General features: G+C 59.3%; 15 protein-coding genes. 9 read left to right on the top strand and 6 right to left on the bottom strand.

Translation table 11 applies throughout. The annotated features are described in order from the left end of the window. The first annotated feature begins 64 nt into the window (after positions 1–64). Genes ACR0BU_RS10540 through ACR0BU_RS10525 form a run of 4 tightly spaced genes read left to right on the top strand, consistent with a single transcriptional unit; the run spans position 65 to position 6,742 of the window. Positions 65–1,072 (top strand): AAA family ATPase, encoded by a 1,008-nt coding sequence (locus ACR0BU_RS10540; RefSeq protein WP_299079353.1) that lies wholly within the window; start codon positions 65–67, stop codon positions 1,070–1,072. After that, complete coding sequence (locus ACR0BU_RS10535; RefSeq protein WP_298934185.1) at positions 1,069–1,944, top strand: DUF58 domain-containing protein; 876 nt, start codon at positions 1,069–1,071, stop codon at positions 1,942–1,944. The genes ACR0BU_RS10540 and ACR0BU_RS10535 overlap by 4 nt, the downstream gene beginning before the upstream one ends. Continuing rightward, positions 1,941–4,703, top strand: coding sequence for a DUF4159 domain-containing protein (locus tag ACR0BU_RS10530; RefSeq protein WP_480737224.1), 2,763 nt, complete (start codon positions 1,941–1,943; stop codon positions 4,701–4,703). The genes ACR0BU_RS10535 and ACR0BU_RS10530 overlap by 4 nt, the downstream gene beginning before the upstream one ends. Beyond that, positions 4,700–6,742 carry a hypothetical protein gene (locus ACR0BU_RS10525; RefSeq protein WP_480737222.1) on the top strand — a complete coding sequence of 681 codons (2,043 nt, stop codon included), beginning with the start codon at positions 4,700–4,702 and terminating at the stop codon, positions 6,740–6,742. Before ACR0BU_RS10530 ends, ACR0BU_RS10525 begins: the two co-directional genes overlap by 4 nt. A 9-nt stretch (positions 6,743–6,751) precedes the next feature. On the opposite strand, the gene pbpC is transcribed toward ACR0BU_RS10525, so the two are convergent. From pbpC to ACR0BU_RS10510, 3 genes are read right to left on the bottom strand one after another with little or no spacing between them, the layout of a single operon-like run. Next, entirely contained in the window at positions 6,752–8,788 is a 2,037-nt protein-coding gene (gene pbpC / locus ACR0BU_RS10520) for a penicillin-binding protein 1C (protein ID WP_480737221.1), read from the bottom strand. Beyond that, positions 8,781–9,344 (bottom strand): putative glycolipid-binding domain-containing protein, encoded by a 564-nt coding sequence (locus ACR0BU_RS10515; protein ID WP_480737220.1) that lies wholly within the window; start codon positions 9,342–9,344, stop codon positions 8,781–8,783. Before ACR0BU_RS10515 ends, pbpC begins: the two co-directional genes overlap by 8 nt. Continuing rightward, positions 9,341–14,767, bottom strand: coding sequence for an alpha-2-macroglobulin family protein (locus ACR0BU_RS10510; RefSeq protein ID WP_480737218.1), 5,427 nt, complete (start codon positions 14,765–14,767; stop codon positions 9,341–9,343). The genes ACR0BU_RS10515 and ACR0BU_RS10510 overlap by 4 nt, the downstream gene beginning before the upstream one ends. A 116-nt stretch (positions 14,768–14,883) precedes the next feature. On the opposite strand from ACR0BU_RS10510, the gene ACR0BU_RS10505 reads away from it, so the two are divergent. Next, positions 14,884–17,097: a response regulator gene (locus ACR0BU_RS10505; RefSeq protein ID WP_480737217.1), complete on the top strand. Its 2,214-nt coding sequence runs from the start codon at positions 14,884–14,886 to the stop codon at positions 17,095–17,097. 9 nt (positions 17,098–17,106) lie between these two features. Then, positions 17,107–17,568: a VOC family protein gene (locus ACR0BU_RS10500; protein WP_480737216.1), complete on the top strand. Its 462-nt coding sequence runs from the start codon at positions 17,107–17,109 to the stop codon at positions 17,566–17,568. On the opposite strand, the gene yaaA is transcribed toward ACR0BU_RS10500, so the two are convergent. The 3 genes from yaaA to ACR0BU_RS10485 form a co-directional block, all read right to left on the bottom strand. After that, complete coding sequence (gene yaaA / locus ACR0BU_RS10495; protein ID WP_300069034.1) at positions 17,559–18,329, bottom strand: peroxide stress protein YaaA; 771 nt, start codon at positions 18,327–18,329, stop codon at positions 17,559–17,561. The genes ACR0BU_RS10500 and yaaA overlap by 10 nt on opposite strands. A gap of 33 nt (positions 18,330–18,362) precedes the next feature. After that, positions 18,363–20,402, bottom strand: a complete 2,040-nt coding sequence (gene recQ / locus ACR0BU_RS10490; RefSeq protein WP_298934201.1) for a DNA helicase RecQ — start codon at positions 20,400–20,402, stop codon at positions 18,363–18,365. A 90-nt stretch (positions 20,403–20,492) separates the two neighbouring features. After that, positions 20,493–20,780: a YggT family protein gene (locus tag ACR0BU_RS10485; RefSeq protein WP_298934203.1), complete on the bottom strand. Its 288-nt coding sequence runs from the start codon at positions 20,778–20,780 to the stop codon at positions 20,493–20,495. Positions 20,781–20,912: 132 nt separating this feature from the next. Between ACR0BU_RS10485 and ACR0BU_RS10480 the strand changes: the two genes are divergently transcribed. Genes ACR0BU_RS10480 through ACR0BU_RS10470 form a run of 3 tightly spaced genes read left to right on the top strand, consistent with a single transcriptional unit; the run spans position 20,913 to position 23,997 of the window. Continuing rightward, complete coding sequence (locus ACR0BU_RS10480; protein ID WP_480737214.1) at positions 20,913–22,280, top strand: MFS transporter; 1,368 nt, start codon at positions 20,913–20,915, stop codon at positions 22,278–22,280. After that, positions 22,277–23,140, top strand: a complete 864-nt coding sequence (mepA, locus tag ACR0BU_RS10475; protein WP_298934207.1) for a penicillin-insensitive murein endopeptidase — start codon at positions 22,277–22,279, stop codon at positions 23,138–23,140. The genes ACR0BU_RS10480 and mepA overlap by 4 nt, the downstream gene beginning before the upstream one ends. Next, positions 23,113–23,997, top strand: coding sequence for an esterase-like activity of phytase family protein (locus ACR0BU_RS10470; protein ID WP_480737213.1), 885 nt, complete (start codon positions 23,113–23,115; stop codon positions 23,995–23,997). The genes mepA and ACR0BU_RS10470 overlap by 28 nt, the downstream gene beginning before the upstream one ends.

Here is a 23,997-nt window from a genome sequence, read left to right as displayed (position 1 = left end):
TGCTTTTGCCATTTCCTATTAGCGAGATACACTTCAACCATAATAGTCCACGGAAGGGAAAGTCATGACCGAACCCGCCGACCTCGTCGCCGAGATCGAAGCGCTGGAAAACAAGCTACAAGAGGCCAAGTCCTCGATCACCCGTCGCTTTATCGGACAGGAGCGGGTTGTGGATCTGACCCTGACCGCGCTTTTGTGCGGTGGCCATGCGTTGCTGATCGGGCTTCCCGGGCTGGGCAAGACGCGATTGGTTGAAACGCTGTCGACTGTCATGGGGCTGCATGGCAACCGTATTCAGTTCACTCCTGACCTGATGCCAGCCGATATTTTGGGGTCCGAGGTTCTGGATACGGCCGAGGATGGCAGCCGCCATTTCCGGTTTATTTCCGGTCCAATTTTTTGTGAGCTGCTGATGGCGGATGAGATCAACCGCGCCAGTCCCCGGACTCAATCGGCGCTGCTGCAGGCGATGCAGGAACAGACTGTTACAGTTGCAGGCGAAGATCGCGCGCTGGGTGTTCCCTTCCATGTGCTGGCCACACAGAACCCGATCGAGCAAGAGGGCACCTATCCATTGCCCGAGGCACAGCTGGACCGGTTCCTGGTGCAGATCGATGTAGATTACCCCGACCGTCAGACTGAACGGGATATCCTGCTGGCCACCACAGGTATTGAAGAGGATGAGTCGGCTCAGGTTTTCACCAAAGAAGACTTGTTGGCGGCGCAAACCTTGCTGCGGCGAATGCCGGTTGGGGAGTCTGTGGTCGAACTGATCCTGGATCTGGTTCGCGCGTTCCGTCCCGAAGAACAAGGTGTTTCAGATCGGGTGGCTGAAACCGTTGCCTGGGGCCCCGGTCCGCGGGCGGCGCAGGCGCTGATGATGACAGTTCGGGCCAACGCGATGTTGCAGGGGCGTCTGGCACCCAATGCCGAAGATGTTCTGGACATGGCGCGTCCTGTACTCAGCCACCGCATGGCGCTGAACTTTGCGGCACGCGCGCGGGGCGACAGCCTTGCTGATCTGATTGACACGACCGCCGCTGGTTTGATCCGGACAGAGGCTGCGGCGTGAATGCGGCGCTGACCCTTCGCGAAAGATCCGAAGCCGAGGCATCGCGGTTACCGCCCCTATTGGCGCGGGCCGAGCATTTGGCCGGAACCGTTCTGTTGGGAGATCACGGGCGGCGACGCTCAGGTATGGGTGATGATTTCTGGCAGTACCGCCCAGCGCAGATTGGCGACAGCCGTCGGATGATCGATCACCGCCGCTCGGCCAGAGGCGATCAGCAATTCGTGCGCGAAAGGGAATGGCAAATTGCGCAATCCATCATGCTGTGGGTGGATCAGGGGTCTTCGATGCGCTTTGCATCCGAAAAGACCCTGCCTACAAAGGCCGACCGTGCAAGGTTGCTGGGCCTTGCTACAGCGATCCTGCTGGCCCGCGGCGGCGAACGGGTTGGTCTGACCGGGACCACATTGCCGCCACGGCGAGGCAATGCTCAGATCATTCGGCTGGCGCAGGCCTGGTCCAAAGACGAACAAACCGACTATGCCCCGCCGGAACATCGCGCAATGATCCCCCATGCGCGTGCCGTGTTCATCTCGGATTTTCTTGGCCCAATGGATGAGGTCCAGCTTGCTCTGACCAAGGCCGCTGATCGAGGCGTCCGGGGCGTTGTCTTGCAAATCCTGGACCCCGGCGAAGAGACCTTTCCGTATCAGGGACGCACCATTTTCGAAAGCGTAGCCGGGTCGGTTCGGCACGAGACGCTGAAGGCAGGGGAACTGCGCGAGCGGTATTTGGATCGTCTTGCCCGGCGAAAGGATGCGCTGACGCAGCTGTGTCGCGCGACCGGTTGGCGATTGGGCCTGCATCATACCGGTGACAGTGCTCAGGCCGCCCTATTGTGGCTCTATCGGGCGCTGGACGGGGGAACGCGATGACGATTCTGGCGGGCATTGGCTTCACTGCCCCTTGGATTTTGTTGGGTCTTTTGACCCTTCCAATCCTGTGGTTGATCCTGCGTGCCGTGCCACCGGCACCGATCCGCAGGCTGTTCCCGGCTGTGACACTGTTGCTGGGCCTGAGGGATGACGAAAGCGTTTCGGATCGGACGCCGTGGTGGCTGTTGTTGCTGCGCATGCTGGCTGCGGCTGCGATCATCATTGGGCTCGCCGGTCCGGTTCTGAACCCGTCACGCGATCAAGCGGGATCTGGGCCATTGCTGTTGGTGCTGGACGCGACCTGGGCTGGTGCGTCGCGCTGGTCGTCGACGTTAGATCAGATCGACGCACAATTGGCCGAGGCTGGGCGGGCCGGACGCCCGGTTTCCATCCTGCGTTTGTCAGAACCGGAACCCCCCGTGTTTCAGGCGGCAGAAGCGTGGCGCGGTCGCTTGCCGGGCCTGACCCCAAACCCCTGGCAGCCAACAGAGCCGCAGCTTGAACAGGTTCTGGGTGTATTGAACGAGGTTGAAGGCGGCTTTGATACCCATTGGTTCAGCGACCGGCTAGACTATGATGGCCACGACCAAATGGTATCAGCGCTTCAAGCGCGTGGTGGGGTCACTGTCTATCGCGGGCCTACGCCAGCCAGGGCAGTTTTGCCTGCGTCTTATCAGGATGGTCTCATTCAACTGACCATTCTGCGTGGGGAGCCGGGGCCGATGGAAACGGTGACGGTGTTGGCGCAGGGCCGGGACCCTGCAGGCACGGCCCGGGTTCTGCACGCGGCTGAACTGACCTTTGAAAGCGGCGCCACTGAGGCGCAAATAGAATTGGCGTTGCCCTCAGAGCTGCGTGCCCGGATCACCCGGTTCGAGATTCAGGGACAGCGTTCTGCCGGTGCGGTGACCCTGACCGATGACAGCCTGCGGCGGCGCGAAGTTGCGTTGATTGCAGGAACCGTGAATCGCGAAGGGTTAGAGCTGCTTTCGCCCCTGCACTATCTGACCCAGGTTTTGATCCCGACAGCAGACTTTGTCGATGGTGGTTTGCTGGAGGTGCTGCCCGCGAATCCGGACGTCATCGTCTTGTCCGACGTCGCGCAAATGTCTGACACGGAACAAGCTGGCTTGATTGAGTGGGTCGAACAAGGTGGTCTACTGCTGCGCTTCGCTGGCCCTCGGATGGCGGCAAGTGATCTAGGGCGCGATGAAGAAGACACGTTGCTACCCGCACGATTGCGCAGCGGTGGCCGTTCTGTTGGTGGCGCGATGAGCTGGGGCGAGGCCAAGACCTTGGCCCCCTTCCCGGAAAACTCGCCCTTCTTTGGATTGCAAATACCGGACGATGTCGTTGTCACAACTCAGGTCATGGCGCAACCAGACCCTAATCTCGCGGATAGGGTGATTGCGTCGCTGTCGGATGGCACACCTTTGGTGACACGCAAGGCGCTGGGCTTGGGGCAGGTGGTCCTGTTCCATGTCACGGCGGATGCCGAATGGTCCAGCCTGCCTTTGTCGGGTCTGTTTGTTGAAATGTTGGATCGTCTTGCCGTGGCCTCGGCTGCGAAGTCGCGGCAAGTGGCACAGTTGCAGGGCACCACGTGGGAGCCGATCCAAACCCTGGACGGGTTCGGAACATTGTCGGATGCAGGTACTTTGGCCGGGGTTGACGGCGTTCAGCTGGTTTCCGGCCAGATCGGCCCTGACCTGCGCCCGGGGCTGTATGAAAGCGGCAAACAGAAACTGGCGCTGAATGTTTTGTCCGAAGATGCTGTGCTAAGCCCAGCCAAATGGCCCGCAGATGTTCCTATCAAGGGGCAAGAAGTTACCGTTGAGACACCGCTTGGAGGTATCTTATTGAGCCTGGCATTGATATTGCTGACGGTGGACGTGATTGCCTCGCTGGCGCTTTCGGGTCGGTTGGGGCTGGCTCGTGCCGCTGCAATCGGACTTGGCGCTTTGCTGATTGTGCCGGAAGCCCAGGCGCAGACTGCCGAGGAAACTGATTATGCCCTTGCAGCCACGCACGAACTGGTGCTGGCAAATGTGCTGACGGGCGACAGGCAAGTGGATGATATTGCACAGGCCGGGTTGCGTGGACTTGGCCAGACGCTGTACTTTCGGACATCGGTTGAACCGGCCGACCCTATCGGCGTGGACCTGGAGCGGGATGAACTGGCGTTCTTCCCGTTGCTATATTGGCCTATTACGCCGGACCAGTCACAACCTTCGACCGAAGCTTATGCCAAGCTCAACGCCTATCTGCGATCGGGTGGTATGATCCTGTTTGATACGCGTGATGCGGATATTGCTGGTTTTGGCGCCTCCAGCCCCAACGGACGAAAACTGCAGCAACTGGCTGGTCCGCTGAACATCCCGTCGTTAGAGCCGATTCCGCGCGACCATGTTCTGACGCGGACGTTTTACCTGCTGCAGGACTTTCCCGGCCGGTATTCCGGGACCGAGGTTTGGGTCGAAGCGGCGCCCCAAGATGCCGAGCAAATTGAAGGCATGCCCTTCCGCAACCTCAACGACAACGTGACGCCGGTGGTGATCGGCGGCAATGATTGGGCCGGAGCATGGGCCGTAGACCGCAACGGACAGGCCTTGTTGCCTGTCGGGCGCGGGTATGCGGGTGAGCGGCAGCGCGAGCTTGCCAATCGGTTTGGAGTCAATCTGGTGATGCATGTGCTGACCGGCAATTACAAATCTGATCAGGTTCATGTGCCCGCCCTTCTGGACAGGTTGGGACAATGACCGGAACCGTCATATTCGACCCGCTGATTCTGTGGCCCATTCTGGCGGCTGTTGCCGCGATTGCCGTTGCGGGGATCGTGCTGGCCGTATGGCGCGGCCTATCGGGTTGGGCCCTGCGCGGATTGGCAGCTTTGGTGGTGATCGCAGCCCTGTCCGGCCCGGTCTATCAGGCTGAAGATCGTGCGCCGCTGACGGATATTGTGCTGATGATCGAGGATGAGAGCGCCAGTCAAACGCTATCAGACCGAGCAGAGCAGACAGCACAGGCAGCCGAGGATCTTGCCGCAGAAATTGAATCGCGTGACAACACCGAACTGCGCCGCATTCGAATTGGCGATAGTGACGGAGACGAAGGCACGCAGGTGATGGCGGCGCTGAACGCGGCGCTGGCAGAAGAACCCCGGGCGCGCATTGCAGGGATTCTTGTTGTATCAGATGGTATCGTTCACGACGTCGATCAGGCGCCTGACCTGCCTGCGCCCATGCATTTGCTGCAAACCGGCCGCGAAGGCGATTGGGATCGTCGGTTGATCGTCCGCAATGCCCCTGCCTTTGCTATTATCGGTGAGCCGGTGACTCTGACATTGCGCGTAGAAGACAGTGGCGCGTACCCCGCCGGTGCAACCACTGCACCGCTGGAGATTTCAGTGGATGGCGGTGAACCCGAGGAGTTCAGTATTCCTATCGGACTGGATGTTGAGCTGCCGGTGACACTTCCACATGGTGGGCGCAACGTTATTCAATTCTCGGTTCCGCAGGCCGAGGGCGAGCTGACAGACCGCAACAACACCGCGCTGATCCAGATGAACGGCGTTCGTGACCGTCTGCGTGTGCTGCTGGTTTCAGGTGAGCCGCATCCCGGTGGGCGCACCTGGCGCAACTTGTTGAAATCAGACAGTTCTGTTGATCTGGTGCATTTCACAATCCTGCGCCCACCAGAAAAGCAGGACGGCGTACCTGTGGACGAGCTTTCGCTGATCGCTTTTCCGACACGCGAGCTGTTTCTGGAAAAGATCAACGATTTTGATTTGATCATTTTCGACCGCTACAAGCGACGCGGTATCCTTCCGGCAATTTATCTGGATAACGTCACCAATTATATCAACGATGGCGGTGCCGTCCTGATTGCCGCCGGTCCCGATTTTGCCACTGCTGACAGTATCTTCCGGTCTCCTCTTGCTCCGATCCTGCCCGCGCAGCCGACGGCACGGGTAATCGAAGAACGCTTTGTTCCGATGGTCAGCGATTTGGGCCACCGTCACCCGGTGACCACTAATCTGGGTGATTCCGAAGACTGGGGTGCATGGTTGCGTCAGATCGATGTGAACCAACGCCGGGGTGAGGTGTTGATGACCGGCGTCGATGAACGCCCGCTTCTGGTGCTGGACCGCGTGGGCGAAGGCCGCGTCGCCATGCTTGCGTCAGACCATGCCTGGCTGTGGAGCCGGGGGTTCGAGGGTGGTGGGCCGCAGTTGGAGATGCTGCGGCGGTTGGCGCATTGGATGATGAAGGAACCCGAGCTTGAGGAAGAGGCCCTGTGGGCTGAGGCCAATGGACAGTCTATGCGGATCATTCGGCAGACCCTTGAAGATGAAGTCGGGTCAGTGACCGTTACTCGTCCAAACGGGGAAACGCTCGAGATCACTTTGGACGAGGTCTCTCCGGGTCGTTTTGAGGCGCAGTATTTTGGCCCTGAGATTGGTCTCTATCGCCTTGAAGAAGGTGACCATATGGCGGTGATCGGCCTCGGCCCTGCGGCGCCGCGTGAATTTGAACGTACGATTGCCACAGGCGAAATCCTGGACCCGGTTCTAAGCAGCTTGCGTGGCGGCGTGGTGCGTTTGGAAGATGGTCTGCCGTCGATCCGCAATGTGCGCGCGGGCCGACCTGCGGCAGGTCGTGGTTGGATTGGGCTGACCCCGCGTGAGGCGTATGAAACCCGTGATGTCACGCAAGCCGGATTGCTGCCGCCTTGGCTGGTCCTGCTTTTGGCTGGTGGGTTTTTGCTGGGTGGCTGGCTGCGCGAAGGGCGGCGCTGACGCCTTAGATCAGTCGATACGCACAGTGACCCGATCAGATTGCCCTTCGGCGTCAACAACCACCAGCGCAGCGTGGCCTGGGCCAGGGTTAGGTATGTCGAATTCGTGATGATACTGGCCTGTTGCGACAGGTGTCCCATTTGCCAGCACAGAAAAAGGGCCGACCCCACCACGCAGCTTTATGGTTAAGGCAGCTCCATCAGTCTCTAGCACAGCATTTTCTGGAGGAAACAAAAGGCGGGGCGCAGATACGCTGCCCTGAAACACAGCCGCGCGCGGGCGAAAGCGCTGCAAGGGTGGTGGCAACTGAGCCGCGCCCACCATCAGCGTCGCAGGCGGGGGCGGGCGCAATGGCGTGAATTCGGGCTTCAGGTGCCCAAAAGCCTCGAACAGCAAAGGTGCGGCCAGATCGCCGCCAAACGCACCCGGAACCGGGGTTCCATCGGGACGGCCCAACCAGACGCCGATGACATGCTGGCCGTCAAACCCGATAGCCCAGGCATCTCGATGGCCGTAAGATGTGCCGGTCTTATAGGCCAGTCCCTTCGATGGCGTGCCTTGTGGCGGTGTCAGGCCCGCAAGAATATCACCAATCTGCCAGGCGGATGTGTCTGACAGGATGCGCTCGGTTTGCCCCGGCTGGCTTAACACCCCGTGGTGCAGCACGGGCCCTTGCCCACCAGCCGCCAACGCGGCGTAGAGTTGGACCAGATCACTCAGGCTCAGCCCGACACCGCCCAGCGAGATGGCAAGGCCCGGTCTACCACCCGTAAGTTCAGGATTGGTTCCGGCCTTTCGCAGGGCAGCCATCAGGCGGGCAGCGCCAAGCTCATGCGTCAGCCGGACAACGGGAATATTCAGCGACATTTGCAGCGCATCGCGAACCCGTACATCGCCCCGGAATACACCGTCGAAATTGCGCGGTGCGTAGCGACCGAACATCACGGGGCTGTCGCTGATCAGAGTTTCGGGATGTACCAGCCCCTGATCAAAGGCAAGCCCGTAAACCAGTGGCTTCAGTGTCGACCCCGGGGAGCGAAGCGCGCGTGTCATGTCCACAAAGCCCTGACGGGCATCCTGATATCCGGACGATCCGACGGAGGCCAGAACCTCACCACTGCGGTGATCTGCAACCACAAGTGCCCCGGACACGCTGGACCCGGCGCGCGCGGCGGCTTTAGAAACCAAGGGTTCCAACTGCGCTTGCAACTGGGCGTCCAAGGTCAGGTCATGCGTTTCGGCTCCAGGCGACTGACGGCGGGCACGTTCGGTCAAATGGGGGGCCAGCCGGGGAAACGGTCTCATCTCCAAGGGAACCGCTTCGGTCAAGGCGCTGCGCAACTCAGGGTCTGACAGGGCGCCGTAGCGGTGCATCCGGCGCAGAACGCGATCGCGCGCGTTACGGGCGGCTTCGCGGTTTCGATCAGGCCTGCGGGCTTCGGGTGACTGCGGCAAGGCGACCAGAAGGGCAGCCTGCGCTGGTGTCAACCGGTTCGGGTCTTTGCCGAACCACGCGCGCGCGCCCGCGCGAATGCCTTCCAGATTGCCGCCGTACGGTGTATGGGTCAGATACAGGTTCAGGATCTGCTGCTTGTTCAGACGCTGCTCCAGCGCCAAGGCAACTCTCATCTGGCGGATTTTACCGCTCCACCGTCCGGTTGATCCGTCCTCGATTAACCGCGCGACCTGCATCGTCAGGGTCGAGCCCCCGGACACGGCGCGCCCATTCCACAACGTCTGCGTTGCAGCGCGAACCATGGCCAGCGGGTCAACACCGGCATGGGACCAGAACCGCTTATCTTCATACCGTATCAGCATAGCCGCAAAGGCCGGGTCGACCGGACCAGGGCGCATGCGCCAGATCCCATCTTCGACCGGGAAACTGCGCAGAAGTGATCCGTTGCGGTCACGCATCTCGACCGAGGTTTCGGCGAGCACGGGTGGTAACACGGTGGAGTCTATCCAGCTCTCGACGCGATCCCGCGCGAATGCTGACAGGTACAGCACGCCAGCGAGTGCAAGCAAAAGGCGGCTGGATCTAGGCATCGATCCATCCTTCCCACACGCCGGGATAGTGGGTGACGAACCCAGATGGATGGACAGACAAGTCCGCCTGATGATTGGTCGAGCTATATCGGATCAGACCAGGCGATAACCAAGTATAGACCTGATCGAGCCTTTCCATCGAAGCCAGGTCCGGCTTCAACCAAGCCGCTTTGATACGGGCGCTCTGGGCCTTAGCGATCTCTTCCCGCCGTATGGGCAAAAGGTTGGTCGCAGGGGTGAAGCTCAGGTCAAGATCAAGACACTCTGCGTCGCACTTCTGTAGCGCATCGTTCAAAGCCCAACCCTGATCGGTGCATCGCAGTCGCAGGGCGACATCGCACCCGTCAAGCTCGCCACTGACATCCGCTGACAAGCTGCGCCAGTTCATCGCGCAACGCACGTCATAGGTCAGGATATTGTCAGTGCCATCATCATGCCATGTGGCCTGACCGACCAACATCCAGCCACTGTCGAGCCGCGACAGCGTGCAGCGATCCGTGCCCTGCACGTCCAACCGACGCCAATGGGCAGTGGCTATGGCGGTTCTGCTGGTCACTTCACCACGACCCGGTCCGTATCGGTGCGCGCACGGTTTTGCGGGCGGTACATGTCTTCGACCGACGCCGCCGGGTGATGGAAGTCACCCGGTGTGACCGCGCGGGCTACGTAGGCCAGTGTCACGGTCTCGCGGCCTGACAGATCAACTGCCGCCAGAAACCGATCTGAACGGAATTCCGTGTGTGTCGCCTCGGATAGGTTCAGCCAGTCCAGCGATCGGACATCGCCGGACCGCAACAGGCTGGGGTTGTCGATCTCAATCCCTGCCGCCAGCGGATCGTCTATCATCAGCCGTGCGCCACCGTTTTCAAACGGCGTGACGGTCAGAACAGTCACAAAACGATCCCCTGCCGCGAAGGTCGAAGGGTCCAGCAGGTCACCCTCCATCGAATAATACTGGCGTTCGATGGCGTAACCAGTGCCGCCAGCCTCGGGTGGTACATCGGGAATACCGGTGACAGTCAGGGTGATATCGGTGGGTTGGCCGTCTTTGGCTGTGATGTTCAGTTCTTCATCTTGACCCGTCTCCAGAACCTCAACGAACGGGCCTGAGACAGGCGCACCATTGACCAATAGGCCTGCGCCGTCCGGATCGGTGATCAGTGCATGCGCGGCCAGCAGCGACCAAGCGGCTTCTTGTGTCGAACGGTGGGACCGCCCGGCGCTGACCCGTTGGATCAGGGCGCTGCGATCAACGGCTTCGCTGCCCGCATCCACGGCCAATGTCAGCAAACCGGCCGCGTCTCGTAAGGTGCTGCCGTAATCTGCGCGCCAATATGTTTGGCTTTGTGCCGGTCGCTGGGCCAGCATTTGCGCGGCGCGGGCAAACATCGCATCGGCGCGGGTCTGATCCCCATAAGACGCCAGCGCAGCGCCGAGCTGTGCCGCAGCCAGAGGCGTGTCGAATGCCTCGCCTTTGACATCGGCATAATACCTGAGGTCGCCCATCGAGGCCGCACCTTCGCGTGCGAGAACCATCAAGGCATAGGCGATGTCCCGTCCGCCCTCGTCGAAATCCGGGGCATAGTTGATGCGATTGCGCAAGTTATCCATCGCTTGGGCAAATGCGCGGTCTGGCACGACATATCCTTGCGCACGCGCGCGCGACAGGAAGTCGGTGACATAGGCGTCCAGCCAGAAGTCACCGCTGCCAGCCCGCCACAGGCCAAAGGCCCCGTTGGCCGCCTGCCTCGTCAGGACGCTGCGGATCGAGTCGGCAATGCGTCGGTCAACCACCGGACCGTCGCCCAACCCCGTAGCCTTTGCGACCGATGACAAATACAGCAGCGGCAGCGCCTGGCTAGTGATTTGTTCGGTGCAGCCGTAAGGATAGCGGTTCAGCTGATCCAGCAGGCCGGGCGTGTCGAATTTTGCCAGTGCCCCGGCCGATAGAATGGCTTTGGCTGAGCCGGGCTGAAACCCGTCGAACACATCCTGCGAGAACAGGAAGCTGTCATCCGAGCCGAGCGCAAAACGCCGTGTCAGAGCCATAACTGGATCATTGGCGCGCACCGGCATGCGCAATGTCTGCGACAGGTCGCGGCCATCTGGTGTGGTGATGGACACGTTGATTTCGGGGTCTCCGATTGCGTTGGCGCGGATCGGAACCTCGAACACGGCTTTGCCGCCTTCGTCGAGCGTGAAGCTGGCGGGCGCGGCACCAAGCTCCAGTTCTGAAGAGGTCGCCAGCCCCAGCGCCATCTCACCGGCTGTCCCATCAGCGTGAACGATCTCCAGCAGCATCCGGCTTTGATCACCGGGGGCGAGAAAACGGGGCAGGCTGGAGGTGACCACCACCGGATTGCGCACGATCATGTCCGCCTCGGCCTGTCCGACTGCTGTGCGCGACCATGCGACGGCCATCAGGCGGACAGTGCCGTTGAAGGCGGGAAGGGGGATGTCGATCTCGACCTCGCCGTTCGCGCCAACCTCAACCGGGCCGCTGAACACTGCCATCAGGTCCTGTGTCGGCGGCGGCGACTGTCGGCGCATGCCGCTGTCATTGTCTCCACCAGACCGAACAGTGCCCATTGCACCGTTCATACCGTCGATCAAACGCCCATAAACATCGCGCAGCTCCACGCCAAGACGACGCTGGCCAAAATAGTAGTTCTGCGGGTCCGGGCTTTCGAACCCGGTCAGATTGAGAATGCCGACATCAACCGTCGCCAGGGTCAGCCAAACAGCGTCGCCTTCAGTCGCGTTTTCGACCCTGACAAGGGCTTTTTGCATCTGACGAGGCGCACTGACTTCGGGCACGTCGATGGATATGTCTAGCTTGCGGCCCACCGGATCAACGGCGGCATGGGCCACGCCCATAGCCCGCGCCGGGTTCTGGCCTGCGGCGACGTCCATGGGGCGGATCACCGTCGCGCTGACATAGGCACCTGCACCCCAATCCTGCGTGACCTCAATGGGGATGATGGTCTCGCCCTCTGGCACTTCAACCATCTGGCGGTGGATCAGCCGGTTCGACAGCACGTCGATCTGCGCCATGCCTGCCATGCGGGGTACGATGCGCAGCTGCGCTGTGTCTCCAGCCAGGTAAGTGTCGCGGTCCAGCGACATCTCAAGCCGGTCTGGTGTGGTCGACGCATCGGCCGCCCGAAACCAGCCAGCATAGAAATCAACCGCCGTCTCGGTATAGGTGCCGTCGACACGTTGTACGACCAGCTCGTACCGGCCCCAATCGACCGGTTGGGTCAGCGTTAACGGTTCCGAGGTGAAATCGACCTCGCCTGTTGCCACGCGGGTGCGTCTCGTGGTCGGTTCCCAATTCCAGTTGCCATAGAGCTGATACCATTGATAGCGCGTCTCGATCCGGTTCAGCGTCCAGCGCAGGCGCATGGAGCTGGGCATAAGATCCGAGGACAGGCCAACAACCTGAAACGCGGCCTCGGTGCCTTCTGGGATCACGTCGTCAAACATCGGTTTGATCCCGATTACTGGCTGGGGCGGTTGCACGGCAGCCGTCAAACGCCGTTCGACCGGGCGGCCCGATCCATCAGCCAGACGTGCGATGACAGTCGCTTCGATAGGTCGTCCGCCTGTCTTCAGCACCGGGATTTCGATTGCAATTGTGGCTTGCCCGGACGCGTCCGTTCGGGCGTCGCCGAAATACGTGCTTTTTGTCGAAACCTCGGCATCGTAACGTCCAAAGCGATAACCTTCAAAGCCAGCTACCGTTTCCGACGGACGCGCGATGACTTGCCCGTCGATCGCCAGATCCGAGCCAGGTGCCCCGAATAGGTAACGAGCGTCGATCTGCAGCGGGGGGCTGTCGCCGGGGCGCAGAGGCGCATCTGGCAGTGACAGTTCGAAATCGATCCGTTCCGGTAGAAAATCTTCAACCAGAACCGACTGACGCGACAGCGCGCCGCCTTTTGGGTCTGACTTGATTTCAATGTTCCAGGTGCCCCGTGGCGCATCAACCGCGACAGGTAGGGCAAAGACGTGACCCCCTGCGACACCCCCGTCTGAAACGAGGCGTCGGTACTCAACCCCATCGGGACGATACAGAATAGCAGTCAGAGGTAGGTCTTCGATGGCTAGTGCTTCATCATCACGGGACAGCGCCGTGACATGGATTACCTCTCCGGCGCGATAGGCGCCGCGGTCGGTGGTCATGAAAACATCAACCGGACCTGCGGGTGCACGCCCTTCGACGCCGCGATCAGACAGATCAAAGGCGGGGTCGGTCAGGGACAGAAAGCTGAAATCAACCTCGCCGTCCGAGGCCATGACCAAGGCAGGGGCGCTGGCCCCGGTGCCGCGTGTCAGGCCAGGCTCAAACCGGGCGTAGCCTCTGGCATCTGTCTGCGCCGTGGCAATGACCGCGTTGGCATTCGACACCAGCGAGACCTCGATCCCATTGCGTGGCTGGGCATCGTGTAGCCCGCGCACCGCGACGTGCAGTCCGTCAGTGCCCAGGGCGGTGCTGATGCCCAGATCGGACAGCACAAACCATTGTGTTGCGCCGGGATCGTCATAGGGGTCTGCGCCGGGCACACGCGCCGTCAGCGCATAGATGCCCGCTGGCTGATCCGCAATCGCATCGGCCATGGGCAAGCGCGCGGTCATGCTTTGGTTCAGCTGGTTTGAAACATCGGCAGTACCTGTCCAGATATCCTCAGCAATCTCGTCAGAAAATGCACGTTCCTGCCATTCAGAAAGCGGACGACCAAAGAAGTCCTGTTGGACGGCCCGCAGCAGGTTGCGGTCGCTGACACGTCGCAGGGTCAGGTCCAGTTCAGAGACATTGACCGTTTCCACCGGCAAAGCCGCATCTGCTGACTTTGGCAATACATAACTGCGCCCTGGAAATCGGACCGAGGGTGCGCGATCACGCACGTAGTGGGTTAGCTCCACATTGCGATTCAGCGTTTCGCTGGAGGCCGCTGGCAGGCCCTCGCGCAGGGTCAGGCGATACCGTTGGCCATGCGCGACACCATCTATGCAAAGCTGAGCGTCATTGACCTGCACAACAAGCCCGTCATCGTCGCGCTGCACAAATGGATCATAGTCGACACCGGCTTGGACCAGCGGTTCAGAGAATTCGACGCAGATCCGGGGTTGGGCCGCGTCGCTTTCAACGGTGCTGTCCATAACACGAAAGCCGTATTTTCCAATCGCGTCATCAAGCGCGGCCAGAACATCTTCGCGCGGTTGCACCTGTTCAGCCAGCCTGAGGACCGAGATCGTATCGCGCCCGCGCTCGACCTCTTCCAGTGCGGTGGCAAGTGTCATCAGGGCAGCAATTTGTGTGCCCGGTGTCTCGGCCCGCAGATATCCGTTCAGCGCAGCATTCATCGCCCGTTGGCGCAGATCGCGTTTTTCGGTCCAGCCAGATGGGTTCAGGGCCAACAAAAGCCGCGCGTATTCGACCCACAGATCTGGCGCGTCGCCCAGAGATACCGCGACGCCTATCCATTGCATCGCCTGCGTCACGTTGCTGGCATTGTGCGCCGCGTCCAGAACCGCATTCAGGTCGCGCCCGCTGGCATTGTGCAAAAAGCCCAGATCGCGGGCCTGTTGTGCTGCGCGATCAAAATCCGCAGCGCTTAAATTGTCTAGCGCAGCTGCGCGCGATTTGGTCAGTGTCAGGGTCTGGTCCGTGGTCGGAACCTTCTGTGCAGACAACGCGCCTTCGTAAGGGTCTTGCCGGGTTACACCGCTTTTAGGAAAGCACGCTTCCGAGCGCGTATTGTAGGTAAACGCCGTACAGCGCGCATTGGTCGAACACGCCCGAATGCAGGATTTTAGATCCGTATCAAACAACGCATCTAGGTCCGAGCCATAGAAATCCATATCCCGTGTGGTGATGTATCGAAATTCCGGCGCCACATTTTGCGCCGAAACAGCAGCGGGCAAAATGAAAAGCGAAACTATGTAAGTAATTGAAATCAATACAAAGCGGTGCATGACGCCCTCCTCTTTGCAGTCAGCCTTGCATGTCGCAAGCCCCTTGCGCAACGGCTTAAACACTTTTTCACGGTCTGTCGGGATGCTGGGCGGAAACTGTCCCGGAATTGATCGATATGAGTCTTGCAAGCAAACTGGCACAGGAACGGCGCGCGCGTCTGGCGGCCGAGCGGTTACTAGATCTGAAACAGGCAGAACTGTCCGCCGCGAACCGCGAATTGGGGCGCTACGCCATCGCGCTGACCAGGCGTATCGACGAAACCCAGGCCGAGGTTGAGACGGTTCGGGGGGAGAACGAAAAGGTCAAATCTGACCTGACCGTTGCCAACGCCAAGATTGAGGTGGCCGAACGTCGCCTTTGGCATTCGATCCAAACCATTCAGGACGGGTTTGCCTTTTTTGACGGTGACAGCAGGCTGATCAGTGCCAACGCGGCCTACCTGAGCGTGTTTGAGGGGTTGGATGACGTCGCGCCGGGTGTGTCTTACTCGCGGATTCTCGAGCTTTTGATGACCGAAGGGATTGTGGACACCGGACCTGAACCGGCCGAGGCATGGCGCGCCAGAATGCAGGATCGGTGGGCGCGTGCAAACCCGCCGCCGGTGGTGATCCAGCTTTGGAACGGGCACTACATTCGCCTCATCGATCAGCGCGGCAGTGGTGGTGACGTCGTGAGCCTGGCGCTCAACATCACCGCCACGGTCCGACACGAGACCGAGCTTAAGGCCGCGCGCGAACGCGCCGAGGCTGCGAACCGGGCAAAATCGGCATTTCTGGCCAATATGAGCCATGAAATACGAACGCCGATGAACGGTATTGTCGGAATGACTGAACTGCTGAGCGAAACGCCCTTGGACGAAGAACAGCGGCTGTACGTCAAGACGATTCGCAACTCGGGCGAAGCATTGCTGGTCATCATCAACGATGTTCTGGACTATTCCAAGATCGAGGCTGATAAGCTGACCTTGCATCCTGAAAAATTCGATCTGGAACGGTGCATCCTTGAGGTGGCGATGTTGTTGCAACCCAGTGTGCGGGACAAAGGACTGACGCTGCTGGTGGATTACGATCTGTTCCTGCCGACGTTGTTTGTGGGCGATCCGGGCCGGGTGCGGCAGGTCTTGACTAATCTGGTGGGCAACGCTGTGAAGTTTACCGCCGAAGGCCATGTGCTGATCAGGGTGACTGGTGTGCCGGATGCCAGTGATCAGACCTGTGACATCCATATTGCAATCGAAGACACAGGCATCGGCATCGATGCGGACAAGGTTGGGCACATCTTTGGGGAATTCAATCAGATCGAGGATGAACGCAACCGTCAGTTCGAAGGCACCGGGCTGGGTCTGGCGATCACCAAGCGTCTGATCACGATAATGGGCGGTTCGGTTTGGGTCGAAAGTGAGTCGGGTCAGGGGTCGTGTTTTGGCTTTCGTATGTCTTTGCCGGCTGCTGAAGGCCCGCAGCCTGCGCCGCCGGATCTGGCCGACCGCTTGAAGCATGTCATGGTAGTCGAAGATATGGCTGTCAACCGCGCCATTCTGGCCAAACAGCTGGGTCGTCTTGGAACCAATGTCACGGTCTGCGCATCAGGGGATGAGGCGCTTGCAAAGCTTGATACTTCGATTGACCTTGTCCTTTGCGATCACGACCTGCCGGACATGGATGGGGTCGAGCTGGCAACGCACTTGAAAGAACGGGGTTGGGGCGACCTGCCGGTTGTAGTGATGTCCAGCAACCCCGGTGCCATTCACGCCGACCCTGCACGCCATCTGATCGAAGGTGTTTTGCAAAAACCAATCCCCCGGTCCGAGCTGTATTCCCGATTGATGGCCCTTGGAAGCCCGGCGTTGACGTCAGTCTCGTCAACCGGCCCAGAAACCGTCGATGCAGAGCCTGCAGGGCTGCCCAAGGGGCGAAGGCTCATGCGGGTTCTGGCGGCTGAGGACAACCGAACCAATCAGTTGATCCTGAAAAAGATGGTCAAGGATCTGAACATCGACCTGCGCTTTGCCGCCAACGGGATAGAGGCCGTTGATGCCTTTGAGGACTTTGATCCTGATCTGATCTTCATGGACATCTCAATGCCCAAAATGGACGGAAAGCAAGCCACCGGGGAAATTCGTCGGTTCGAGATTGAAACAGGTCGTCATGTCCCGATTGTTGCCCTGACTGCCCATGCGATGACCGGAGACGATCAGGGAATTCTGGCCGCTGGTCTGGATCATTACCTGACCAAGCCGCTGCATAAAAAGCTGATCCATCAAATGATCCTGAAACACTGCCCCCAAAATGCTATTCCAATCATTGCTGAATCAGAACAGGCTGACTAGGCTGAGCACATGTCAAAGGATCGAGGCTTTCGCGCACGCGCCTTGGGCGAGATTGCCATTCGCTGCGCAGATATGAACGCCATGGTTGCGTTTTATGAAACTGTGATTGGTCTGGAACGGCTGCACGGGGACTATAACAGCGCAATCGTGTTTTTTCGCATTGCCGAAGGATTTGGCGGGCATACACAGGTGCTTGCCCTGTTTCACCACTCTGTCTCACTACGCCCCGGTCTGCATCCGTCAGGTACGGCCCGGCCCGTCACAGGCGCTGGCTCAGCGTTGCATCACATAGCACTTTCTCTGCCGTTTGAAGAACAGGATGCCGTGTTGCGCTGGTATAATGAGATCGGACAGCCTTATAGGATCGAGGAGTTCGGCTGGATCGGCTGGCGCGGCATTTTCACCGAAGACCCCGAGGGGAACACAGTTGAACTGGTGGCCTATGACTCTTCGATGTTGGATCAAGTCTGATAGGGTCGCACGAAGACGGGCTTGTCGTTTTCGGACAGGTCCGGGCGATATGCGTAGCCCCCGATATCGAAATCCAGCAGCCCTTTTGGATCGGTTAGACGATGCTGGATGACAAAGCGGGCCATGGCCCCACGCGCTTTCTTGGCAAAGAAACTGACAATCTTGGGGCTGCCTGCTTTGTCTTCCATAAAGACCGGCGTTATGGTGCGCAGTTTTAAGGCTTTGGGGTCGACTGCGCCAAAGTATTCCTGACTGGCGCAGTTCACCAATGTTTCGCTGCCCACTTCTGCGGCCTGCACGTTTAGCGCTTTGCTCAGCTGGTCGCGCCAGTATTCGTACAGGTTCTTGCCGCGTCGTGTTTTCAACCTGCTGCCCATCTCCAACCGGTATGCCTGAATGGCATCCAAGGGGCGCAAGACGCCATAGAGCCCTGACAGGATGCGCAAATGGTCCTGAGCCCACGCCATTTCATCGGCATCCAGCGACGTGGCCTCAAGACCTTGGTAGGTGTCTCCTGCAAAGGCCAGAGCAGCGGGTCGCGTTTTGTCAGACCCGGGATCATCGGAAAAGGCACGATAGCGATCACGATTTAGGCGGGCCAGATCATCGCTGAGGTCCATCAGCTTTTTAAGATCTCCAAGCGTCAGGTTGCGCGCGGTTTTGGACAAACGGATGGCGTCGTCCTGAAAAGCGGGGTCTGTCGCTGTCACATCTCGCTCTGCCCAGTCCAGCCGCTTGGCCGGGGAAATCACTACCAGCATATCCGCCCTCGTTTTTGCCTGTCAGACCCGTATCTAGCCTGCTGTCTGCAACACGTCCAGAAAGGCCGCGCCAAACCTTTCGTGACGACGGTCGCCCAGAAGTTGTTCCAGTGCACGCGCATCACAGCTGCGCAATTGCGCCACCTTGGCCAGTTGCGCAGCCGAGCAGGTCAGCGGCTTGTCAATCCCGTCCAGACCGCGGGACAGTTGGTTCTGTACGGCCAGCAATTGATCATAGATGTCGCCTTGTTCGCGCCCAGCCAGTTTGCGGCGCGCAGGGTGCACGGCCTCAGTTGCTCCAGCGACAACTTCCAGAAACGTATCCCCGTAGCGCTCCAGCTTTTTTGCGCCCACGCCGCCGATCCGGGCCATGTCATCCAGAGTCGTCGGGCGTTTCTCGGCCATTTCGATCAGGGTGCGGTCCGGGAAGATCACATAGGCCGGCACCCGCGCGGCCTCGGCCAGGGCGCGGCGTTTGGCTTTGAGGGCGGACAGCATCGGGGCGTCTTCTTCCGAAACCATCATTTTGACGGCTGGACGCCGCGTGGCTTTGCGCAGCGTGTCCTTCCGGAGGTTGATCTGGGCTTCACCTTTCAGGATCGGCTTTGCCGCTTCGGTCATGCGCAGTGCGCCGTGGCGTTCGGGGTCAGGCCGGACCAGATCATGCCCCATCATCTGCCGAAAGATCGCCTGCCATTGCGGGCGCGACCAGTCCTTGCCAATGCCATACGTGGACAGGGCATCGTGACGACGATCCCGGATTTTGTCCGTTTTATTCGCAAGAAGGATGTCGATCAGGTGGCCTACGCCAAACCACTCGTCTGTGCGCAAAATCGCAGACAGAGCCATACGGACCGGCGTGGTCCCGTCAAAAACCTCGGGCGGGGTATCGCAGAGATCGCATTTGCCACAGGGTTCAGCCTGTTCGCCAAAGTAGCCCAACAACGCTTTTCGACGGCACTCCAAGGCCTCGGCCAAACCCAGCAGAGCATTCAATCGCGCGTGATCAGCCATGCGACGTTCCGGTGGGGCAAGTCCTTCGTCAATCTGTGTTCGGCGCAGGCGAATGTCGTCGGGACCGAACAAAGTCAGTGTTTCGGCGGGGCCACCGTCGCGGCCCGCGCGGCCGATCTCTTGGTAATAGGCTTCGATGGATTTCGGCAGGTCCGCATGGGCGACCCAGCGTATGTCGGGTTTATCGATCCCCATGCCGAAAGCGACAGTCGCGACAACGATCAAACCGTCCTCGCGGGCAAACCGGGTTTCGACGATGCGGCGATCCTCGGCCTCCATCCCGCCATGATAGTGGCACGCGGTGTGACCTTCGGCGCGAAGCGCTTGGGCCAGAACCTCGGTCTTGTTACGAGTGCCGCAATAGACAATACCAGATTGAGTTTTACGGGCTTCGGCGAAATCGAGGATCTGCTTTCGCGGCCCATCCTTGGCGGCAAATGCCAGATGGATATTGGGTCGATCGAACCCACGCAGGAACTTGCGCGGGGCAGTGCCGTCGAACAGCTTCTCGACAATCTCGTCCTGTGTCTCTGCATCCGCGGTGGCAGTGAAGGCCGCCAGTGGGACATCCAGCGCGCGTCGCAGCTCTCCGATCCGCAGATAATCGGGTCGGAAATCGTGACCCCATTGGCTGATGCAATGGGCCTCGTCCACGGCGATCAGGCTGACATTGATCCGGCGTAGCATTCCCATCGCGGACCCTGCGGCCAGTCGTTCTGGCGCCATGTATAGCAGCTTGAGCCGTCCGGCTTCCAGCGCCTCCCACACGGCATCGGTTTCTTCGGGGGTGTTTCCGGATGTAAGTGCGCCGGACTCAACCCCGGCCTCTTGCAGCCCGCGCACCTGATCGCGCATCAGGGCGATCAGCGGGGAAATCACCACCGTGACCCCATCGCGTAGCAAGGCAGGCAATTGGAAACACAGGGATTTACCGCCACCTGTAGGCATAATGGCCAGCACGTTTTCGCCCGCCGTCACGGCATCGACGATCTCTTCCTGCCCGGGGCGGAAATCGTCGAATCCAAAGACATCTCGCAGCAACGGTGCGGCGTCGAACATGTGCGGGGTTGCCCTGTTTTAAGGTTCGTCTGCTCTTTAGACAGGACAATCACATACTAAGATTCAGTGAACAAGGGGGAATAGGTACGCCTATATCAGCCCAAACAATGTCGGAAGGATGTAGCTTCGGAGCGAGATAATTATGATGAACACGACCAAGGGTGTCAGATCAATGCCGCCCAAGTCTGGCATGACGTTTCGGATCGGGCGATAGATCGGTTCCAACAGCTTGTTCAAACCATACCAGAGTTGCGCAACAAATTGCTGGTTTAGATTCAAAACTTGGAAGTTGATCAGCCAGCTCATGATGACATGAACAATGACAAACCAATAAGCAATGCTCAGAATTAGGTCCAATGGACCGTATATTGCCATCATGTTTGCGAACTCCGATCTTGTTTGGCGAGAGGTAGTTGTTTGTTCGGCAAAGAGCAAGACTGCCGCAACAGAACGCTTGCGAAATGCAGCAAACACTCGTCTTATTAAAACAACAATAAAACAGAGGCAGGTATGGCAGAGATTTCCAAGCGCAAGCGCATCTGGGGCTGGTGGTTTTTTGATTGGGCCAGTCAGCCGTATCACACCTTGCTCGTCACATTTGTGTTTGGCCCCTATTTTGCGGGGATTGCTGCCGAGTTTTTCGTAAACTCAGGTCTGGATTCTGATGCCGCGGACGCGAGGGCGCAGACGGTATGGGCCAACTGCATGACCATCATTGGATTGATCATCGCATTTGGCGCGCCGTTGATGGGTGCGATGGCGGATGTATCGGGCCGTCGCATGCCATGGATTTTCGCCTTTTCGGTGATGTACGCGGTGGGCTCAGCTGCATTGTGGTACACGTTGCCGGATGGCTCGAACATGTGGTTGATGTTGTCGGCGTTTGGTCTGGGCTTTGTCGGTGCTGAATATGCGCTGATCTTCATCAATTCGCAGCTTCCGGATCTTGGCGATGACAGCGAAGTGGGTGAGATTTCTGGGTCAGGGTTTGCTTTTGGCTATTTCGGTGGGCTGATCTCGCTTGCCATCATGCTGGCTTTGTTTGTCGAGCAGGCCAATGGCAAGACATTGATCGGGATGGACCCGATGTTTGGTCTGAACGCGGCTGAACGCGAGGGCACCCGATTTGTCGGGCCCTTCACGGCCGGCTGGTTCATCCTTTTCATGGTTCCTTACTTCCTGTGGGTTCGCGACGATCCCGAACCGGACAAAAAAGGCAGTATCGGCGAGGCATTGCGATTGCTGGGCCATTCCATTTCCGCCTTGCGCCACCGGGTCAGCCTTGCCTCTTACCTTGGCTCGTCCATGCTGTATCGCGATGCCTTGAACGGGCTTTATACGTTTGGCGGCGTATATGCGCGGCTGGTGCTGGAATGGGATCTGATCAAGATCGGTGTGTTTGGCATTGTCAGTGTGCTGGCTGCGGCGGCTTTTGCCTGGATCGGCGGTAAGCTGGACAGGAAGTACGGTCCCAAGCCGGTCATTATCGCGGCCATCTGGGTACTGATTTTCGTCTGCGCTACTATCGTACTGATGGACCGGACACAGATCTATGGCATCACATTGCCCGAAGGATCGGGCCTTCCTGATCTGGTCTTTTTTGGCTGCGGTGTCCTGATCGGTGGCATGGGTGGGATTTTGCAATCGGCCAGCCGCTCGATGATGGTGCGCCACACCGATCCCAAAGCCCCGGTTGAAAGCTTTGGTCTTTACGGGCTTTCAGGCCGCGCCACGGCGTTTGCAGCGCCCATGCTGATCGGGATTGCAACAACTGTAACGGGGAGTGCACGTTTGGGGGTGTCACCCATCGTTCTGTTGTTTATTCTGGGTCTAGTCCTGATGCGCTGGGTCAGACCGGAAGGGGATCAGAGCAGATGATTTTACTACGTTTTTTGGCGATATTGGCCACGATAACTTTGGCAGGCACGGCTGGAGCACAGCCCTTGGCCAAACAGTTGTTCGGGGCCCAAAAGCAAAACTCACAACAAAAACCGGCCGCGTTCGGCAGTTACTCGCGCGGATGTGCTGCCGGGTCGGTGCAATTGCCCGAGACGGGGCCGACATGGCAAGCCATGCGTTTGTCGCGCAATCGCAATTGGGGACACCCCGAGGCGGTTGACTATGTACAGGACCTCAGCAAGTTTGCCGCCAAACAACCGGGATGGAACGGTCTCTATGTTGGGGATATCAGCCAGCCGCGCGGCGGACCGATGACATCCGGACACCGCAGTCACCAGTTGGGTTTGGACATCGATATCTGGATGCTGCCGGGCGACAACATGCGCCTGTCACGCAAAGCGCGCGAAAACCTCTCGTCCATTTCTTTGCGCCGGGCCAATGGCGCCTATGTGAACGGCAACTGGACCAAGCAACACCATGCGGTTTTGAAAGAGGCTGCCAAGGATAAGCGCGTGGCACGAATATTCGTATTCCCCGGCGCCAAAGTTCAGATGTGCAATGATGAGAAAGGCAACCGCGCCTATCTGCGCAAGATCAGGCCATGGTGGGGGCACCACTATCACTTCCACGTGCGGCTCAAATGCCCGCGCGGGTCCCGCGGATGCGTGAACCAGGACGCGCCACCCAAAGGGGATGGGTGCGCTGAGGCGCAACAATGGGTGCAAAACATACTGAACCCGCCGCCGCCGGATCCAAACGCGCCAGCGCCCAAGAAGCGCAGGGAATACCGTTTGGCAGATCTGCCCCAGCAATGCGCCGCAGTTTTACAATCCAACTAGTCGCGGCGCTGCTTCTGGCCGGATCGGTTTGGGCCGTTGACGTTAAGATGGCCTCTCATCTGGGCAGCTTTGCATGGCGGCACAATGCCGAATGGTTTGGCGGGTTTTCGGCCATCCATATCTCGGATGACGGTGGCAGTGCGATCGTTCTGAGCGACCGTGCCACGGTGTTGTCGGTCAGGTTCCAGCGAGACGGGGTCGAGATCAAAGATGTTCAGATCCTGGGTCGATGGCCGGTTCTGTCCAGCACTGGCCGCATCATGCTGGGCTATGCAGGTGATTCCGAAGGCATAGCGGTCGCGCCGGATGGCAGCTTTTTTGTGTCTTTCGAAGGTGTACATCGGGTGGCTTATTACTCAGCACCGGGGACCAATGCGCGGGTCTTACCACGCCCACAGGTGTTTGATGAGCTTGATCGCAATGGCTCGTTCGAAGGCCTGGCGATTGATGGACAGGGGCGCCTTTATACGCTGACCGAGAAAAACAGGACGGTTCAGGGAAACATCCCAGTGTATCGCTGGGACGGACAATCCTGGTCCACACCGTTCGTCCTGCCGCCGCGGGATGGGTTTTTGCCTGTTGCCGCCGATTTTGACCCGGATGGTCGGTTCTATGTTCTGGAGCGTAAGGTCACTCTGACCGGATTCCGCACGCGCTTGCGTCGGTGGCAGATCGAAAGTGATACGCCCGTCGCCGAAGAAACATTGTTTGAGACCGGCACAGGCACACATGACAATCTGGAAGGCCTGTCCGTCTGGCGTGACAATCATGGGGTCCTGCGCGCAACCATGGTGTCGGATGACAATTTCATTGGCCTGCAGCGGACAGAGATTGTCGAATACGCCTTGCCTGATTGA

The organism is Ruegeria sp. CK2 (assembly GCF_056536585.1).
This window is presented reverse-complemented; position numbering and strand designations above follow the sequence as displayed.

Coding starts and splice junctions, on each gene's coding strand:
- ACR0BU_RS10485 (WP_298934203.1), bottom strand. CDS start 20,780: ATGATGGCAATATACGGTCCATTGGACCTAATTCTGAGCATTGCTTAT.
- yaaA (WP_300069034.1), bottom strand. CDS start 18,329: ATGCTGGTAGTGATTTCCCCGGCCAAGCGGCTGGACTGGGCAGAGCGA.
- ACR0BU_RS10525 (WP_480737222.1), top strand. CDS start 4,700: ATGACCGGAACCGTCATATTCGACCCGCTGATTCTGTGGCCCATTCTG.
- ACR0BU_RS10510 (WP_480737218.1), bottom strand. CDS start 14,767: ATGCACCGCTTTGTATTGATTTCAATTACTTACATAGTTTCGCTTTTC.
- ACR0BU_RS10540 (WP_299079353.1), top strand. CDS start 65: ATGACCGAACCCGCCGACCTCGTCGCCGAGATCGAAGCGCTGGAAAAC.
- ACR0BU_RS10500 (WP_480737216.1), top strand. CDS start 17,107: ATGTCAAAGGATCGAGGCTTTCGCGCACGCGCCTTGGGCGAGATTGCC.
- pbpC (WP_480737221.1), bottom strand. CDS start 8,788: ATGCCTAGATCCAGCCGCCTTTTGCTTGCACTCGCTGGCGTGCTGTAC.
- ACR0BU_RS10470 (WP_480737213.1), top strand. CDS start 23,113: ATGCGCCGCAGTTTTACAATCCAACTAGTCGCGGCGCTGCTTCTGGCC.
- recQ (WP_298934201.1), bottom strand. CDS start 20,402: ATGTTCGACGCCGCACCGTTGCTGCGAGATGTCTTTGGATTCGACGAT.
- mepA (WP_298934207.1), top strand. CDS start 22,277: ATGATTTTACTACGTTTTTTGGCGATATTGGCCACGATAACTTTGGCA.
- ACR0BU_RS10530 (WP_480737224.1), top strand. CDS start 1,941: ATGACGATTCTGGCGGGCATTGGCTTCACTGCCCCTTGGATTTTGTTG.
- ACR0BU_RS10480 (WP_480737214.1), top strand. CDS start 20,913: ATGGCAGAGATTTCCAAGCGCAAGCGCATCTGGGGCTGGTGGTTTTTT.
- ACR0BU_RS10505 (WP_480737217.1), top strand. CDS start 14,884: ATGAGTCTTGCAAGCAAACTGGCACAGGAACGGCGCGCGCGTCTGGCG.